Source organism: Wolbachia endosymbiont of Drosophila bicornuta (assembly GCF_028982105.1).
In the GTDB taxonomy this organism is placed as follows: Bacteria; Pseudomonadota; Alphaproteobacteria; order Rickettsiales; family Anaplasmataceae; genus Wolbachia; species Wolbachia pipientis.
On record NZ_JAPQLF010000055.1, the window covers coordinates 1 to 16267 of the forward strand.

Genomic DNA, 16267 nt, shown 5'->3' on the forward strand with positions numbered 1-16267 from the left:
CTCACTCCAAAATTTCAGAAACAACACCAGAACCAACAGTTCTACCGCCTTCTCTTATCGCAAAACGCAACCCCTTATCCATTGCTATCGGTACTTGCAATTCTACTTCTACACTCACATTATCTCCTGGCATTACCATCTCCTTCCCATCTAGCAATTTTATGCTCCCAGTTACATCCGTTGTCCTTAAATAAAACTGTGGCTGGTAATTCGCAAAAAATGGTGTATGCCTTCCTCCTTCCTCTTTCTTTAATATATAAACCTCCGCCTTAAATTTTCTATGCGGCGTTATCGTCCCAGGTTTTGCCAATACTTGCCCTCTCTCCACTTCTTCTCTTTTTGTTCCTCTTAACAATATTCCTACATTGAGTCCTGCACTTCCCTTATCCAGCAACTTCTTAAACATTTCTACACCTGTGCATATCGTCTTTTGCGTCGCTTTCAGACCTATTATCTCTATCTCTTCTCCCGTCTTTATCTCTCCCTTCTCTATTCTTCCTGTTACCACTGTTCCTCGCCCCGATATCGAAAATACATCTTCGATTGGCAATAAAAATGGTAAATCCACAGGCCTTGGTGGAACCGCTACATATTCATCTAACTTTTCCATCAATTTGTCTATTGATTTCTTTCCATATTCGCTGCTGTCATCCTCCAGCGCCTTGAGCGCTGAACCAACCACCACAGGCACTTCATCCCCTGGAAATCCGTATTTACTCAGTAATTCCCTCACTTCCATTTCTACTAAATCTATCATATCAGCATCAGCAACATCAGCTTTATTTATATACACCACGATATATCCAACACCTACCTGCTTCGCCAGCAATATATGCTCTCTCGTTTGTGGCATTGGCCCATCAACCCCCGACACTACCAATATCGCCGCATCCATCTGTGCTGCACCTACTATCATGTTCTTTACATAGTCAGCGTGTCCAGGACAATCAACGTGTGCATAATGCCTTTTCTCTGTCTGATACTCAACATGCGCTGTTGCTATCGTTATCCCCCTCTTCCTTTCTTCTGGCGCTTTGTCTATCTGATCGTACGCTACAAAATTTCCATAATGCTTCGTTATCGCCGCTGTTAACGTCGTCTTCCCATGATCCACATGTCCTATTGTTCCCACATTTACATGCGGCTTTCCAAATGCTTCCACTACTGCTGTCATAATTTAAACTTTTCTACCTAAAATACAAATACATCAATAAATAATATGTTGATTTTATAAAAATACAACAAAAAAAAGAGCGGATAGTGGGAATCGAACCCACGTCACTAGCTTGGAAGGCTAGAGCTCTACCATTGAGCTACACCCGCACAATGGAGGAGGTAGGATTCGAACCTACGTACGCTCACGCGGACAGATTTACAGTCTGTTACCTTTAACCACTCGGTCACTCCTCCGCAAAAATTTGTTAAGAGAATACTATTTTAGCATCTTAACTTAAGCTCTTATTGTATTTAATACTAAACGCCTAAAATTAAAAAATCAAGCAATAAAACCTACCCTGATTAAAATCATGCAGATTTCATTTTATATAACACAATATTGCCAATAAAACGCCTAAACAAATAATGCGAATCATGCGTACCTGGCGCTTCTTCTGGATGATATTGCACAGAAAAGACTAGGTAATCCTTCATCATTATTCCCTCTACACTATTATCAAATAGAGAAATGTGAGTAATTTCAACATTACTTGGAAGAGAAGCTGAATCAACAACAAAACCATGATTTTGGCTAGTGATCTCAACTTTTCCACTAATTACATCATAAACTGGATGGTTACTCCCTCGGTGACCTATATCCATCTTGATGGTCTTTGCCCCCAAAGTAATCGCAAGTAATTGATGGCCCATGCATATGCCAAAAATTGGTATTTTAGATTTTATAATAGTGTCTATTTCTGAAACTACACTTTCTCCTATTTCTTGCGGATCACCAGGACCATTTGAAAGCACTATACCATCTGGATTCATACTCAACACTTTTTGAGCAAAACCTGTGCTTGGTCTGATTAATTCAACTGTACAACCAAGTTCTATTAAGCGTGAAACTATACTGATTTTTACGCCAAAATCAACGATTACAATCCTATATTTTGCATTAAGGTCAATAGCTCTATCTGATGTCATTCCAGTGCGTGACACTGGAATCCATATATTTTTTGCTGGATCCGAGTAGTCAGCTACTTGGATGACAAAGTACTCCGCTAGTCTATTATTTTCAAAACTGTTATTTAAGCTAACCTTATTAGTTATTTCTATCCCATTTACAGGTTTGTATTCCTTCAATTTGTCTAATGCATGCGCCTTACTCGATGAGCATATCATTCCATTTTGAGATCCATGTTCTCTCAAATGTCTTGTTAAAGCTCTAGTATCAACTCCTGATATCCCAATCACGTTATTTTTCTCTAACCAATCATTTAAACTGATATATGAAGAAGGGTGGGACATAGAAGAAAGTTCACGCATAACCACACCACTTGCAAAAATTTTCTTTCCTTCATTATCTTTATGGTTTATTCCAATGTTACCAATATGAGGAAAAGTGAACGTTATAATTTGATCGGCAAAAGAAGGATCAGTTATAGTATGCTGATAACCGTTCATACCAGTGGTAAAACAAACCTCGCCTATGCACTTGCCTTTTTTACCTACTGATTTTCCCCAAAAGCACTTGCCATCTTGTAAAATTAAAACTGCGTCCTGCACTTCATTATCTATTTAACTGATTCAAAACAGTATACAAGAATTTCAAATAATACGTAACTCTTTCTAAAATTCCAAATTTAACCACGAAGCAGCAAAAAATAGCATGAAAAACTTTTAATACAATCTTTCATATAAAATATATAGTTGACTACCTTCATATTTCGTATTAGATATAGGTAAATCATAAGTAAAGTGGAGGGTAATAATGAACACTGGTACGAATCAATCAAAAAAAATAAATGAGAAGTGGTTAGCTGGAGGAATTGGCGCGCTATTATTTGTAATGATGCTACCTTCGATTCTTCTTTTAGCAAAAATAGCTATAGGGCTAATTATGGTTTCGGTTGCAGCAATAGCGATAAAAGTTGCCTTAAAAACAATATCGAATGCTTTAGAGGATAAACAGGCAGATCAAAGCCAAGCGACGCAACAAACAACACAAAGTAAAATTATAAGCCTGGCTATTGGATTAACATCTATATTCGTAGGAGGATTATCACTATTCATTATAGCACAAACTGGCTTAATTGCAGCATGTGCAGCTATAACTGCTTTAGCTCTACACGAATATGTTAAAAATCAAGAAATAGGAAAAGAGATAAATGATAAATTCGATAAGGTAGCTGACGATACAATCAATTTTATTGTTAGCAGTGTTGAAAAACTTATTCCAACAAAGCCGCCATGCATAACAGCCTAAACTGTCTCCGTTCAGGGCATAGGTGTTACAAGTAGCATTATATAAAGCGATTAATGGCATCCTCCTGATAATAGAATAATTGTATCTGTTCAGTGGCATCGCAAATATTGAAGCAAAAGTGGTCGGTGCTTACTATACGAATATTGTGATTTGAATCCACTAGGGAGGATGTCATCCCAGTGCCCAGACACTGGGATCCAGGAATTTTGATTAGAGATTAAATTGGTGAGTATAAAAGTAGCTAATCCTACGTTAAAATACAACGTTTTTAATGGGACTGCGTAAAAGGGCTGTATTCCAGTGTCAAGCACTGGAATGACACCTTTGTGTTTGAGGCAAAACCTGCTATAACATTTCTTCACAAACAAACGTTCGTACAGTTATGTATCAGCTACTTTCATGGCACCATTTGTTGTAAACTCACATTTCTCTATGATTATCTTTATTTGCCGCTTTCCCGAACGGATGCTCTACAGTTATTTCCTCATTAACAGAGCGAGGTGCACCGGAACCAGGTACAACGATATTCTCGTGCGATTGCATATCCTTCTTTTCCTCACATGGTGTTTGCTTAATGAAATGTGCTGCTAAAACTTCATGTAAAGCTTTACCTTTTATAAGCACAGCCTCGTTTTGCTTAGCTAACTCTAAAATTTTCTTTGGTTCAACATCTTTACCGTCAATAGTTGATTTTTTAATACTAACTTGACCTAAATTTATATTTAGAACAACAGTACAGTTAAGGTCTTTTCCAGATTCATCTTTTGCACCCCAACTAGTTTCGATGTCACATATTGCAAATTTTGTAAAGGAGTAGTTCCTCTGTTGTTTCTCATTCTTCTCAATTGTTACTATTCTTTCACCATTGCTGTATATTTTTGCTCTTTTTACCTCGCTTTTCTCTTCTTCCATTCTTTTAGTTTTTTCAGTGAAAAGACGACTGGTTTCTAAACTTTGTTCAGGTCTAGTAATGTTGATATTAAGATGGTCATAATGATTAAGAAGACGGTTTGCATATGGACATGGCACATAACACCCATTAAAGAAAGCATTGCACTACCAGTTTTTAGAAATTCTTGTCCATCGCTCATTCTTTCACCAATTCGAATAAGATATCTACCCAACCTCTTTTTAAAATTTTCTTTTAACTCCTCCTGATCTTTAGAAGTAAGCTTCTTATCCAATATACCCATTATTTCTTTTCGCTTACTCAATACCACATAATTGAAAAGGAAAATATCATCCTCTCGATAATAATTTGCTATCTTGTCAAATGGATCTGCCGGCCAACCGTTATTATAATTTACGAAATCAGAAGAATCTTCACACTTATTATCCTTAAAATCAAAATTCAATCTTTCAAAATCTGATAATACTTTTTCTGCCCTATCTTCAAAAGACCGAAGTCCATCTTGAAGTTCTTTTCCATAACTCATTCCTTTGTCAATTTGAAGAACATATTGACCATATTTCTTTCTAAACTCCTCCTGTTCTTCGAGGAGAGGAAGATTCCTATCTAATATATCGATTATTTCTTTCCGCTTATTCAATATTACATAGTTAAAAAGGGCACTCTCCCCCTTCTTTTCATAATCGTCTGCTATTTTGTCAAAACACCCATTATCCTTAAACTCCAATTCCTCAAAATCTGAGAGCACACTTTGTACCTGAGTCTCATCGAATTGAAGATTTGCTTGAGGAGATAGAAGAGTCAACTTTTCTTCACTTTCCTTGGTACTCGAATTTTTGTACAAACCATTAAATAGATTTATAATACCAGAAAACATTCCACACCTCTATTGTTATAAGTAAACTTGATTATATCTTAATGCTAAATGTTGTAAAGCTAAAATTAGAAACTAAAAAAGCTAACATAAGTTCTGCATTGTTTGCAGCTTTATCAGCCTATTAGGCAGAATTATTAAAGAATTAGTTGAATAGGTATTATGATTCAATTTAACTCCATCCACAAGTTCTCCGCTTGTTACTCCAGTTGCAATGAACACTGATTCACCTCTTGCCATATCTTTTACGGCGTAGACTTTTTCTGGGTCATCAATATTTAAATTTTTTGCTCTTTCTCTTAACTGATCCGTATCAAGTACTAATCTTCCCTCCATCTGTCCGTCGATAGAGCTTAGCGCTGCAGCCGCAAGCACTCCCTCTGGTGCTCCTCCTATACCGATATACATATCATGATTGCCATTTACTAGTGAAACTATGGCCGCAACATCACCATCATCTATTAGTTTAATTTTTGATCCTAATTTCCTGATTTTCTCTATTAATTCACCATGCCTTTCACGTTTAAGTACAGTTACCACGAGATCATTCACTTTGCACTTTTTTGCCTTGGCTAAATTGTCTAGATTCTTTTCAATGCTATTTTTTAGTGAGACTACACCCTCTGGAAGATTTTTTCCTACCGCTATTTTTTCCATATAAACATCAGGTGCATGTAAAAAATTACCTTTTTTCGTTGCAGCAAGAACAGACATTGCCCCTTGTTTGTAATGAGCACAAATCGTAGTGCCCTCAAGTGGGTCAACGGCAATGTCGATTTCAGGACCATTTCCAGTGCCAACCTTCTCGCCAATATATAGCATCGGCGCTTCATCTCTCTCACCTTCACCAATTACGATAGTACCATTTATTTCCATTGAATTTAATACTGTACGCATTGCATCAACTGCAACCTGATCAGCCCTTTTTTCATCACCAAAGCCTGCCAATTTATACGCAGCAAGTGCTCCAGCTTCGGTCACTTTAACTAATTTATAGGCTAAATCTTCCATCATTTGCTTTAAGAACTATATTCAATATGTATCATGATATATCATGCTGCTTGAAACTGCAATATGCCTTGACTGGTTTTGGGAAAGTTGCTATAATAAATTAGATAGTAATACTGGTAAAATTTGACATGACTTATGAAAAGATAAAGGAAATTGTAACTAACAATCCTAATATAACTGCTGAGGAGTTTGGTGAGAAGCTCAAAGAAAATAGGATAAACATAAAAAAAACAAACGAATATCATTATACTTTACTTGGGCATATTGTTAATTCAAAGTGACCTAATATTACAGACAACACCAATGATCGTGCTATATTTCTACACATTATTAAATTACTCACAGAGTTGAAAACTGAAGGCAATACTGGTCAATTCAAACATGTAAAAGCTGGATTGAGCGAAGCTATAACGACTAAGCAAGCTGATGTTGTAAGAATACTCCTGGATAGTGGTAAGTTTAATGAAGAAGAAAAATTTAACGCTTTGCTCTGTGCTGTTACTCAAAAGTATGTCCAGGGAGTTAAATTATTGTTAGGTCATGTAAATGATGAAAACATGCAAAAGGCTTTAAAGGTGGCCATGGATAAAGAACAAACTACACAAGTTGAAGAAATTACTCAGATACTATTAAATTTTATTACACCAGAAACATCCAATGTAGAAGAAAATATAGTACCAGCACCTCCTATAGTAACAGAAGCAAATGCTAACCAACCTGTGTCAAGTAGTGTTAATGATCAGCCAGGTCATAGTAACGAAAATGAAACGCCTGTATTAACAATAGAAACAAATACCGGCAAAACTACTATATCAGATTGTGATAATAATAAAAATGTCTTCACAAATTCTCAATTTTCTATGCCAAATGAACAAGAAACTAAATATAAAGAGAGCAAAAAGGATTTTTACACCTCATTGACAAAAGATGTTGTTGGAGTTGTTATTACAGGATTATTCATTACTGCTGCTGTGATGGTTCCATTTGTAGCTGGTGCAGTAGTTTGCAGTGTCATAGCTGCTTTGATTGCAATATATACCGGGTTGCATGTAAAAAATTCTACATTACCAAGTTATAGGGAGATGAGAGAGAATGAAGTTGAACGTGTAAGAGGATGTCATCCCAGTGCCCAGACACTGGGATCCAGAAGGTCATAATAAAAACTAGATCCCAGCGTCACGCGCTGGAATGACACCCTCTGGTGGGCTCAAACCATATGAGTAGCCAACACTGCCAGTATACTTACCTAGCAAATTTAGATCTAACACTAAACTGTGCTGCCACTAACTTTGCGATCGGTACTCTATAGGGTGAGCATGAAACATAATCTACCCCTGATTCGATGAGAAACTCTATAGATTTTGGATCTGCTCCATGCTCTCCACATATACCCAGTTTTATTTCTTTTCTGGTTTTTTTGCCTCTTTCAATGGCTATCTTGATTAACTCCCCTACCCCTTCGATGTCCAGAACTTCAAATGGATCATTGTCAAATATGTTGCTTTCCTCATAAGAATCGAGGAAATTAACTGAATCATCTCTTGAAAGTCCCATGGTTGTTTGCGTTAAATCATTAGTGCCAAAACTAAAAAACTCTGCATTTTTTGCTAACTTATCAGCAATCAGTGCTGCTCTTGGTAGTTCTATCATCGTTCCAATTGAGTACGCCCTGTCTGATGTCATTCCAGCGCGTGACGCTGGAATCTGCATCTGGATCCTAGCTGAGATGACAGAGGATTCTTTCTTTGCTAGCTCGCATATCAGAACAAACTCTTTCTCACTCATGATAAAAGGAATCATGATTTCAGGTTCCACTTCTATCTTCTTTTCTTTCTTTAATTCACTTGCAGCACTAAGTATTGCCCTAATCTGCATGCTATATATTTCAGGATGAGAAATAGCAAGTCTACAACCTCGATGGCCAAGCATTGGGTTCTTTTCTGATAACTGTGCTATTTTATTTTTTACTGACTCAACTGACTTACTAAGTGATTTGGCAATTTTTTCTATAGTAGACTGATCATTGGGTAAAAATTCATGCAAAGGTGGATCAAGCAACCGTATAGTGACTTCCCTGCCCTCCATAATAGAAAATATTTCTTTGAAATCAGACTTTTGCATTTCTTCTAGTTTAATGAGCGCATTTGCCCTTTCATTTTCATCGTCAGCTATTATCAATTTTTGAATGAATTCGATTCTATCACTAGCGAAAAACATATGTTCTGTGCGACATAAGCCTATACCTTCTGCACCGAATTCTTTTGCAATTTTTGCATCTTTTGGAGTATCAGCGTTCGCTCTCACTTTGATCGTTTTGATTTCATCTATCCAGTTGATTATCGTTTTGAATTCTTGCGATAATTCAGGCGAAATTGTAGGAAGAATGCCAAGCATAACCTCCCCTGTTCCTCCGTTGATGGTAATTGGTTCACCTTTATTTACTTTTGTATCCCATACAGAAAAGAAAATTCCATCTTTATCGATATAAAGTCCACTTACACTGCAAATGCATGGCTTACCCATTCCACGGGTTACAACAGCAGCATGCGAGGTCATCCCTCCCCGTGCTGTTACTATGCCGCTTGCAGCATTCATTCCATTAATATCTTCAGGACTCGTTTCTGACCTTACTAAAATCACTTTTTTACCCTGCTCTGCAGCTTTTTCAGCATCACTTGCACTAAACACTACATATCCAGAAGCAACACCTGGAGAAGCAGGTAGCCCCTTCCCTATTACTTTTTGGTCACTCTCAACGTCAAGAACTGGATGCAATAAATTGTCAAAGGTTTTTGGATCAATTCTCAATATTCCTTCTTCTTTTGTAATCGTTCCTTCGTTTACCATATCAACTATTATGCGAATAGCAGCTTCAGGCGTGCGCTTGCCAGACCTAGTCTGCAAAATCCATAATTTACCGTCCTGTACAGTAAATTCGATATCCTGCATGTCTTTATAATGCCTTTCAAGTTTTTCACATACCACACATAATTCTCGGTAGACACTTGGCAGCAACTTCTCCATGGTGTTTTTTTGCTCTCCGTCAATTGGCATAGGAGTATAAACACCAGAAACCACATCCTCACCCTGAGCATTAATCAGAAATTCACCAAAGTATTTTTTTTCTCCAGTTGAAGGATTTCGTGTAAATATCACACCAGTTGCAGAATTATCATTTAAATTACCAAAAACCATTCCTTGCACGTTGACCGCTGTTCCAAGGTTTTCAGGAATATTATGTATTCTTCTATAGGAAACAGCCCTATCATTTTTCCAAGAGGCAAATACTGCATTAACTGAGTTTAACAATTGCTCTTCAACGTTCTGCTGGAAATGTTTTCCTGTTTTTTCATGTACTATCCTTTTGAAATTGTTAACAATTTCTTTTAAAACATCAACATCAAGATCAGCTAAGCTTTTTGCTCCACTCTTTTGCTGCTTATTATCAATAACATCTTGAAATAGGTGATGATCAAGCTGTAGTACAACATTGGAGTACATCATGATGAAACGGCAGTAGCTATCGTAAGCAAAACGTTCGCCACTTTTTTTTGCAAGCCCAACAACGGTTTCATCATTTAGGCCAACATTTAAAATAGTATCAAGCATGCCCGGCATTGAACTAACACTACCAGAGCGTATTGAAACTAATAAGGGGTTATTTAAATCCCCAAACTTACAACCGATGTCATTTTCGAGCATCGCCATGTAGTTTTTGATTTCACTACATATGTCATTCCAGTACGTGACCACATTTTTTTCTGGATCCGAGTAGTCAGCTACTTGGATGACAGAAGATCTATTGTCTTGATAATAGACTTTGCAAGCAGAGGTGGAAATTGTGAAACCAGGTGGAACAGGAATGCCAACATTGCACATTTCTGCTAAATTTGCCCCCTTTCCTCCCAGCAGATTCTTCATTTCTGCATTGCCTTCGCATTTACCCTGGCTAAAGTAATGTATTAACTTTTCCCCCATCATTTTCTCCGGATTTTCACTGATAAACACATTGTACATATAGTTCCAATAAACCTGTGAGGACTTGAAACCTTAGGATAATAAATTTTACAAAATTTTGCAACAACGTTCCCTCTGGCAACATCAGTAAAGTCAACAAAAAAGATGACAAATTATTGAATTATTATCAATAAGAATATATAATATAAAGATACATTTAAAAATTTTTTTATGGCTCTTTCTAAGTTTCTCGACCCCAAGAATGATGTTGCGTTTCGGCGTATTTTTGGTACTGAAAAAAATAAAGACATCCTCATTCACTTTCTCAATGATATTTTGGGGTTCACTGGCAAAGATGAAATAAAAGAAATAGAATTCCTCAGCACTATTCAAGATGCTGAAATTGCCTCTAAAAAACAAAGTATCGTTGATGTTCTTTGCAGGGATGAAAATGGGGTGCAAGTAATAGTCGAAATGCAAGTTGCCAAAACTAAAGGCTTTGAAAAACGCGCTCAATATTACGCTGCTAAAGCTTATTCAAGGCAAGCTGATAAAGGTGATCAATATCAGGATCTTACAGAAATCATTTTTATAGCTATTGCTGATTGTATTCTCTTTCCTAATAAATCTGAGTATAAGTCAGATCATGTAATGTTAGACAAAGATAGCTATGAACATGATTTAAAAGATTTTTATTTTACATTTATTGAGTTACCAAAATTTCCTAAAACTAAAGAAGACCAATTGGGGAGTATAGTTGAAAAATGGATCTATTATTTTAAATATGCAGATGAAACTAGCGAAGAAGAATTGGAAAAGATAATAGGTAGTGATGTAATAATTAAAAAGGCATATGAAGAACTAAATAGATTCAACTGGTCAGAGAAAGAATTTATTGCCTACGAACAGGAAATAAAACGTATTCGTGATGAACGGGCTGTTCTTGAACAAAAACTTGATGATGCTAAAAAGGAAGGAAAAATTGAAGTTGCAAAAACAATGCTGGCTAATAATGTTGATGTCACCACTATTGTTAAGTTTACTGGCCTCTCCATGAGTGAGATCAAAGAATTGCAGAATTAAGTGGACCAGCAAACGGTTACACGAAATAATGCTGCAGCCTGACCAGGTGATAAGTACATTTAGCCTATTTATCTTTATACTTTCATGTCAATTTTATAAATCAAATTTATTTCTGTGAGTAGCTACAATTTAAAGACCTTGCTTCATCAATGTAATGGAACAAAACCTTTTTAGTAAGTTCAAAACCCTCTAAAGTCTCTCCTTCGCATCTTGCTGTAATGCAGTTTTGCGTATTTGATACCCTAAGAAGCCACCAACCTTTATTATCGGTTACTTTAACACCATCAAGATCTGAAAATACAATATTTTGCTTCTCCAGTGTTTTCTTTATTGATTCAATTATTTGAAATTTTTTCTCATCTTTCACTACAATCTTTACTTCATGAGTGATATATAACTTCGGTAAATCCTCAATTACCTGAGATAGGCTTTGGTTTTTCTTAAGCAAAATGTCAACTGCTTTAACAGCAGAATATAGCCCATCATCAAAACCTAGCTCAGAAAAGAAGAAGTGCCCGCTTAATTCACCAGCAAACTTTGCCTCTTCCTCTACCATCTTCCTCTTAACTAGTGAATGTCCAGTAGCGCAGGTAATAACTTGCCCTCCTAACTTACTAACAAAATCATGCACTTTCATACTCATTTTTACGTTAGCAATAACTTTGCTTTCTGGATATTCCTCCAACACTTCACGTGCAAAAATTATAAATAAATGGTCATTGGAAACAACGTTGCCTTTATTATCAATTAAGCGCACCCTATCGCTATCGCCATCTAGCGCAATGCCAAGATCACATTCACATTCCTTCACAATGTCAATTAATTGAGCGAGGTTCTTTTCCTCTATGGGATCTGGATCATGCAGTGGAAATGCCCCATCTATAGAGTTATTGGTTACGATATGCGTATGACCAGGCAAGATCTTTTCAATATACCTTATAATTCCACTTGCTGGACTATTTCCACAATCCCAGGCTATTTTTAATTTCTGTGTAGTATTATTCTTCACTGCACTTTTCAATATGCTAATGTACTCACTATATATATTTATGTTAATTAAGCTTCCAATTCTTGTGCTGTTTTTAATTGGACTGCTTATAATTTCCTTCATTTCTTGATCTGAGAAGACTTTTTTATTACTAAAAAATTTAAAGCCATTATATTCGCTGTGGTTATGAGAGGCAGTTATTATGATACCAAGATCCGCCTGTGTGATTTGTGCTGCAGCGTAAAGCATAGGTGAAGAGCATAGTCCAACGCGTATAACATTTGCACCGGATAAAGTTAAGCCCCTAATTAATTCTCTTTCTATACCTGGTGAATCTATTCTGCTGTCGTAGCCGACACAAACACTAACTACGGTTTGGCCAAACTTTCTACCTATCTCGTACCCATCATTAACCTGCAAGTCTTTGCCTATTATACCTCTAATATCGTATTTTCTTATAATGGTATTGTCCATACTGTACTTCTCGAAGTGACTACTATATAACATTTTGGCCAAATGCTCAAGTTTATTTATCCAACAATTAGTTGACTTTTTAAAGAAATCTGTTAATATTATAGTATATTTTTTAAAATGTAAAATTATGCCACAGGAAAACGAAAATGTATTTATAGCTGAAAGTCAAAGTTTAGATGTAGATGAACAGAAGAAAAAGGATATTTTAGATGTGATTGAATCTTGTAGCAGCTTTCAAGAGACTATAAAACAATTGGAGGAAAAATTTAATCTGGTATTTTATTGGCCCTTTACGCAAAGATGAGAACATTACAGGACAGATAAATTTAAAGTGGGAAAAGGAGTTCCAAAAATTTGAGCAATCAATAAATGAAACACATAGAGAATTTGAAGCATCTTTACCAAATCAAAATTTCTTAGCGTATTCAACAAAAGATGATGACTTCAAAATTAGATTTGAAAATGAAGAAAAACCAATAGAAATTAGCAATATTTTAAGAGCTAGCAGTGAAGGTAAGGTTTATAACATATCTTTAGGGAAAGATAGTCAAATAACTGCAACCAAAAAAGGCAGCGAAAGGCACTATGATTTTACTGGTTCAAGCTCATGTGAAATGACCATTAATTGGCAGGCTAAGGATTCTGAAGGTAACAGCATAGACTGTAGCATGACCGTAAAATTGGATTCTGGTGGTATACAGAGTGTTATTGGTGAGCCAAAATTTGGAGGAATAACGAGTTCAGAAGAAGTATTAAAGTTAGTTGGACAAAATAAAGAAGTTTTTATCAACGGAAAAACTCTGTATCAAGCTTTTACTGGCATATCCAAGAGTGTAGACGATCAGCAAGTACCAGCAGAGGAAATATTTACAAAAGATCTACATATATCACCACAGTCACCTACACCAAGCAGCAGTGGGTATTCCTCTCCTAGCACACCTTCTTCACGTAGAAGTTCTATATCCACCAGCAGTGAATTTAGTGATGAAGATGAAATATTTGAGGATGATATGTCTGGTGATGAAGAAGAGTATGAGCAAGAAGGATTAAAAGATGAAGTTGAGGAATTAGAGGAAGAAAAAGAAACATTTGCTAAATATTTTGCAGTGCAGGCAAAGCAGCTTGAGGATCTAAGATTAGAACGTGACTCCTTGAGAGATAAAGTCAATGAACAACAGCGAGCGATATTTGAAAGAGGTCAAAGAATAAAGGAACAAGAGGAAGAACTACAGGATAAAAATGATGTAATAAAGAACTTAAATGATCAGTTGAAAGATAAGGAAGGTGAAACAAATGAGGCAAATAAAGAATTACAGAGAAAATTGAAGCAAAGTGAAGCTAATTTAACTGTACTAAAGGAAAAGAATGCAAATTTGGAGAATGACATGAAGAAAATAGTGGAAGGTTTAAACGATGATCATAAAAAGCAGTTGGCAGAACAGTTAATGGAAACAAAAAAGGAAAACAATACATTGGCTGAAACGGCGAACCAATTGTCTAAAGAATTATAGCTCTTTTTACAATAATCCGAACAGATCATAATATGCTACTGCTCTACCATAGCCATAAGCGCATATCTTATCCTATTCGGACTATTGCGAGAAGTGCTATAAATGAATTACAGAGAGAAAAGGGAGACTTAGAGAGGAAAATTCGACAACTTGAACCTGGAAGATCACTTGCAGATGAGGTAAGCGAAGAAAATACGAAGGGGGAAATAGAAAAGCTTCAACGTCAGCTTAAGGAAAAGGAAGATATGTTACAAGAAGAGTTGAAATCTGCCAAAGAGAGTCTAGAGCAACTGCAGAACATATTACAGCAGGAAAAAGGTCAGGCAACTCAAACTGAAGTTGAATATGAAAGTAGAGGAACAAGCATGCAGCAGCAAGACCAAGGTATACAAGCTGTAAACAACAACTCAAGCAGAACAGCTAGTGGGTTAAGACAAGAAAACAAAAAATTGACTAGAGACAAACTAACTATATCTGAACAATTAAAACAAAAAATAAGAGAGATTGACGAGTTAAAGAAAAATTTAAAGCAATTACAAGAAGAAAATAAACAACTCAAACAAGAAGTTACTAAAAATGCAGGAGTTGATGCATCATCTTCAACAGGTCAAAAAGAAGCTAAAGAAGCAGAAGTTATACCGCAAAACATTATGGATTGGCCTGTTCCAATTCCAGATGATAAACCGGAAGAGCAGAAAACTCCATTAGAGCCAATCAAGGTAAATACAGAATTATCAGATCCAAAATCAATCCCTGCTGAGGGTCCGGAAAAATCTCCTCCTCTTTCAAAATGATGAGTTTTGCTTCTATAGCTGACCCAAGCAACACGTCATCCCGCGATTTATTCGCGTTATCTCAGCCGCTAACACGTAGCGGGATACTTAACCGATACCGTGATTTATTCACAGTATCTCTTAGCCACTAACAAGCAGCGGGATGACAGCAATCCTACGTCATGCCGCCGCGGTACCTCTAGATCCCGCTAACTAGTAGCGGAATGACGAATTTTTGTTTTTCAAATTATAGCTAAACATACTGTAATTGCTATTGAATGATGGAGAAACATACTCCATTATTTTAGCACGAAGTAACAAATTCAATGAATTGGTTCTTCAAAAATAATTTAAACTTTTACAGTAGGTCATGAAATATTATAGCGATCTCATTAAAAGAAACTTTTATAAGTATCGTTGATGAGAAAGGAAAAGTTGTTAAGGCAGAAGTTGTTGCAAGCGAAAGTAAGGCAATAGCAGATTAGCCAAGGCAAAAAATACGAACCCATAGGAATAGAAAGTGGATAGTTGTCAATATCAATGTGCAAAGAGTTAAGGAGTTTTGGATTACCAGTAATTTGTGTAGATGCAAGGCATATGGCAGCAGCGTTGTCTGCAAGAATCAATAAGAATGATAAAAACGATGCGAGGGGTATAGCGCAGATGATGAGAAGTGTTAGTAAAATCAGTTGTCAAATTAAAATAGCGCTTGGAAGCAGAAGACAGCTAATGTGTAGCAAACAGCAGGTTATTGGAACAATAAGAGGGTTGTTGAAGATACCATACGCGTCAAGTTAAGAGATTGTGAGCAAATTTAGAGAGGTTAAAGTGGATACTCTAGCCCTTCTAGGTTTGTCTTTTAATGAAAATCGCGACCAAGTTATAGTGAGTTTTTTAAGAAATGCTTTTAAACTATTAATTTTGGTTAATACTAAAAATAACTCTCTAACCCGCCTTTTTAGATCAATAAATGCCTTTGTTAAGCTAAGTTCTGTATTCTTTTTCACTTCTGTGCAACCAACTATGCCGTGAAATATAAGAATTGCACACAATTTAGCATATAGTTCACATAATACTCTGCATGGCTTTCCTTTTACCTTATCAAGCCTGATATGGCTTTTATACAATTTAAATAATAACTCAATTTGCCACCTTACTCTGTAAATCGTTAATACTTGCTCAGCACTAATTTTATTTTCTGGAACATTAGTTATAAATATTGACCAGTTCAACAATTTTTGATTTCTTTTAGAGGATGTATA

13 protein-coding genes, 2 tRNA genes and 1 pseudogene are annotated in these 16267 nt (G+C 36.2%); 6 read left to right on the forward strand and 10 right to left on the reverse strand.

Annotated features, from left to right (window positions below; all coding sequences use genetic code 11):
* Nucleotide 1: 1 nt before the first annotated feature.
* The 4 genes from tuf to carA all read right to left on the reverse strand — a co-directional run bounded on the left by tuf (nt 2) and on the right by carA (nt 2724).
* Nucleotides 2–1174 carry an elongation factor Tu gene (gene tuf, locus OZD68_RS01075; protein WP_010962309.1) on the reverse strand — a complete coding sequence of 391 codons (1173 nt, stop codon included), beginning with the start codon at nt 1172–1174 and terminating at the stop codon, nt 2–4.
* Between the two features lie 78 nt (nt 1175–1252).
* Nucleotides 1253–1323 (reverse strand) — tRNA-Gly (locus OZD68_RS01080).
* Between the two features lie 4 nt (nt 1324–1327).
* Nucleotides 1328–1410 (reverse strand) — tRNA-Tyr (locus OZD68_RS01085).
* Nucleotides 1411–1524: 114 nt separating this feature from the next.
* On the reverse strand, nt 1525–2724 hold the full coding sequence (carA, locus tag OZD68_RS01090) for a glutamine-hydrolyzing carbamoyl-phosphate synthase small subunit (RefSeq protein WP_182309468.1): 1200 nt from the start codon (nt 2722–2724) through the stop codon (nt 1525–1527).
* A gap of 205 nt (nt 2725–2929) precedes the next feature.
* Here carA and OZD68_RS01095 point away from each other — a divergent pair, with 205 nt between their 5' ends.
* Nucleotides 2930–3424, forward strand: coding sequence for a hypothetical protein (locus tag OZD68_RS01095; RefSeq protein WP_182309469.1), 495 nt, complete (start codon nt 2930–2932; stop codon nt 3422–3424).
* Nucleotides 3425–3844: 420 nt separating this feature from the next.
* Here the strand turns inward: OZD68_RS01095 and OZD68_RS01100 are convergent, their stop codons facing one another.
* The 3 genes from OZD68_RS01100 to glpX all read right to left on the reverse strand — a co-directional run bounded on the left by OZD68_RS01100 (nt 3845) and on the right by glpX (nt 6219).
* The gene (locus tag OZD68_RS01100) at nt 3845–4336 is read right to left on the reverse strand and encodes a hypothetical protein (protein WP_259366010.1); all 492 of its coding nucleotides are present in this window, start codon (nt 4334–4336) and stop codon (nt 3845–3847) included.
* Nucleotides 4337–4371: 35 nt separating this feature from the next.
* Complete coding sequence (locus tag OZD68_RS01105; protein WP_259366011.1) at nt 4372–5211, reverse strand: hypothetical protein; 840 nt, start codon at nt 5209–5211, stop codon at nt 4372–4374.
* An 81-nt stretch (nt 5212–5292) separates the two neighbouring features.
* Nucleotides 5293–6219 (reverse strand): class II fructose-bisphosphatase, encoded by a 927-nt coding sequence (gene glpX, locus OZD68_RS01110; protein ID WP_182309473.1) that lies wholly within the window; start codon nt 6217–6219, stop codon nt 5293–5295.
* 128 nt (nt 6220–6347) lie between these two features.
* Between glpX and OZD68_RS01115 the strand changes: the two genes are divergently transcribed.
* Both OZD68_RS01115 and OZD68_RS01120 read left to right on the forward strand, forming a co-directional pair.
* Nucleotides 6348–6500: a hypothetical protein gene (locus OZD68_RS01115; RefSeq protein ID WP_259366013.1), complete on the forward strand. Its 153-nt coding sequence runs from the start codon at nt 6348–6350 to the stop codon at nt 6498–6500.
* Between the two features lie 66 nt (nt 6501–6566).
* A complete protein-coding gene (locus tag OZD68_RS01120; protein WP_259366015.1) occupies nt 6567–7376 on the forward strand; it encodes an ankyrin repeat domain-containing protein in 810 nt (269 codons plus the stop codon).
* Nucleotides 7377–7461: 85 nt separating this feature from the next.
* Here the strand turns inward: OZD68_RS01120 and ppdK are convergent, their stop codons facing one another.
* Nucleotides 7462–10197, reverse strand: coding sequence for a pyruvate, phosphate dikinase (gene ppdK, locus OZD68_RS01125; protein ID WP_182309470.1), 2736 nt, complete (start codon nt 10195–10197; stop codon nt 7462–7464).
* A gap of 210 nt (nt 10198–10407) precedes the next feature.
* Between ppdK and OZD68_RS01130 the strand changes: the two genes are divergently transcribed.
* Complete coding sequence (locus tag OZD68_RS01130; RefSeq protein WP_182309471.1) at nt 10408–11259, forward strand: Rpn family recombination-promoting nuclease/putative transposase; 852 nt, start codon at nt 10408–10410, stop codon at nt 11257–11259.
* Between the two features lie 106 nt (nt 11260–11365).
* Here OZD68_RS01130 and OZD68_RS01135 read toward each other — a convergent pair whose 3' ends face one another.
* Nucleotides 11366–12721, reverse strand: coding sequence for a phosphomannomutase/phosphoglucomutase (locus OZD68_RS01135; RefSeq protein WP_259366017.1), 1356 nt, complete (start codon nt 12719–12721; stop codon nt 11366–11368).
* 127 nt (nt 12722–12848) lie between these two features.
* On the opposite strand from OZD68_RS01135, the pseudogene OZD68_RS06560 reads away from it, so the two are divergent.
* A pseudogene (locus OZD68_RS06560) lies at nt 12849–14681 on the forward strand (hypothetical protein); the annotation flags it as partial.
* An 864-nt stretch (nt 14682–15545) separates the two neighbouring features.
* Nucleotides 15546–15803 (forward strand): hypothetical protein, encoded by a 258-nt coding sequence (locus OZD68_RS01155; RefSeq protein WP_182309174.1) that lies wholly within the window; start codon nt 15546–15548, stop codon nt 15801–15803.
* Here the strand turns inward: OZD68_RS01155 and OZD68_RS01160 are convergent.
* The coding region (locus tag OZD68_RS01160) for a transposase (protein WP_275008720.1) at nt 15800–16267 on the reverse strand (468 nt) is incomplete at its 5' end. The genes OZD68_RS01155 and OZD68_RS01160 overlap by 4 nt on opposite strands.